General features: G+C 62.3%; 2 protein-coding genes. Both read left to right on the top strand.

Features of this window, described 5'->3' with window-relative positions:
- Window positions 1-1,702: VirB4 family type IV secretion/conjugal transfer ATPase (locus AC1DY5_RS53265; RefSeq protein ID WP_478122289.1), on the top strand; the 1,702-nt coding region annotated here is incomplete at its 5' end.
- On the top strand, window positions 1,702-2,003 hold a 302-nt coding region (locus AC1DY5_RS53260), incomplete at its 3' end, for a type IV secretion system protein (RefSeq protein ID WP_478122288.1). The genes AC1DY5_RS53265 and AC1DY5_RS53260, both read left to right, overlap by 1 nt.

Genomic DNA, 2,003 nt, shown 5'->3' with positions numbered 1-2,003 from the left:
GTCGGTGACCGTGATGGCTTTCGACAAGGCCGACGCGCTGCTCAAGACCCAGTACAACAAGATCAAGTCCACCAGCGACAACGAGGAGCAAATGCAGGAGGTGGCGGCCGCGCGCACCCAGCTGCAGGCCGGCAAGTTCTCGATGTTCGAGCACGAACTGATCCTGGTCGTCTACGGCGACTCGATCAAGGAGCTCAACCAGCACGTCAATGCCGCGGTCACCCTGCTCGACCAGAAGAGCATGAACACCTCGCGCGAACGGGGTGGAGCGCTCATCTGCACCTATTTCAGCATGCTCCCCGGCAACTTCAAGTACGGCCGCATCCGCGCGATGCCGATCAGCAGCAAGAACTTCTCCAAGTTCTTCCCCATGCACAACCATCCGCGCGGCAATGCAAGCGGCAGCCAGTGGGGTGCGCCGATCGCGCTGATGAAGACGGCAGCCGGTGGACCCTACTTCTTCAACTTCCACGTGAGCCGAGACCGATTGCTGGAGCAGGGGATCCGCCTGGACTACGACGAGGAGCCCTCGCGGGTCGAGCTTGGCGATGACGAGGCGGCCAACGACCGGGGAGGAGAAGGAGATGGCCCGGCACAGAAGACCCACCGCAAGGAACTCGGCAACTACAAGATCATCGGGCGCTCGGGCGGCGGCAAGACGGTGCTCAAGCTGGCGTTGCGCCTGCTCGCCCGCAAGCAGGCAATGGCCAGCGGCAAGCTGCTCAAGATCTTCAGCTTCGACAAGGACTACGGCGAGGAGATCTGCATCCGGGCCATGGGCGGGCGCTACTTCCGCATCGCGGGCGGCGAGCCGACGGGGATGAACCCGTTTTCGATGGCGCCGACGGCCGAGAACATCTCGGTAATCCTGAGCATCATGTCCTGGAACGCGCAGTTCGACGGCAAGTACGCCATGACGCACAAGGACGAAGAAGACCTTCTTCGCAGCATCCGGCAGGTCTACGAGCTCGAGCCCAGGCACCGCCGGTACGCCCGTGTGCGCGACGCGCTGCCGACCCACCGCGAGAACAGCCTGTACCAGGCTCTGGGCCGCTGGTGCGACGGTGGCGCCTTTGCATGGGTGCTCGACAACGCCGAGGATCGATTCGACCTCGACGGCGCGCACACCTTCGGCTTCAACATGACGAGCTTTCTGGACATCGAGGAGGCGCGCACACCGATCCTGCGCTACCTGACCCACAAGATCGCACAGAACGCCTCCGGCGCACCGCACGTCATCGACATCGCGGAAGCCTGGCGAGCGCTGAAGGATCCGCTGATGCAGAGCTTCATCGAGAACAAGGGCAAGACGATCCGCAAGGAAGATGGCGTGATAGGCCTCGACACGCAGGAGCCCAGCGACATCAGCCGTTCGCCGTTGGGCAGCACGCTGCTGTCGCAGTTTCCCACGCAGCTCCTGCTGCCCAACGGCGAGGCGGAGCAGGCCGACTACATCGACGGTCTGAAGCTCACGCCCCGGGAGTTCCACCTGATCAAGCACACACCGGAGAACTCGGGGCAGTTCCTGCTCAAGAAGGGTGCCGAATCCGTCATCGCGAAGATGGACCTGAGCGGCATGGAAGACATGTTGTCCGTGTTGTCCGCAAGCCTCGACAACATCGAGGTCATGCATGCCGCGATTGACGAATTCGGTCCGGATCCCAGCCAGTGGTTACCCGTCTTTCTGAAAAGGAGAGTGTGATGAAGCTGACCAAATTGATGAAGCGCGCCAAGGTTCATTTCGGCGCCCTGGCCGCCGCGGGCCTCGTCGGCGTCGCTTGTGGGGCCAACGGGCAGGTGCCGGTGACGGTCACCAGCGACATTCCGGCAACGATGAATCAGATGCAGACGATCGCCAAATGGGGCGAGCAATTGAATGGGATGAGCAAGCAGCTCGATCAGATGAGGCAGGTCTACGGGACGCTTCAGGGCTCGCGCAACCTCGGCAATCTGATGAACAACGACCTGTTGACCCAGTACCTGCCGCAGGACTACGTCGGAGC

It is taken from the genome of Variovorax sp. P4_D9, assembly GCF_056401695.1.
The sequence above is the reverse complement of the archived record's forward strand: the minus strand, read 5'-3'. Positions and strand labels throughout refer to the sequence as shown.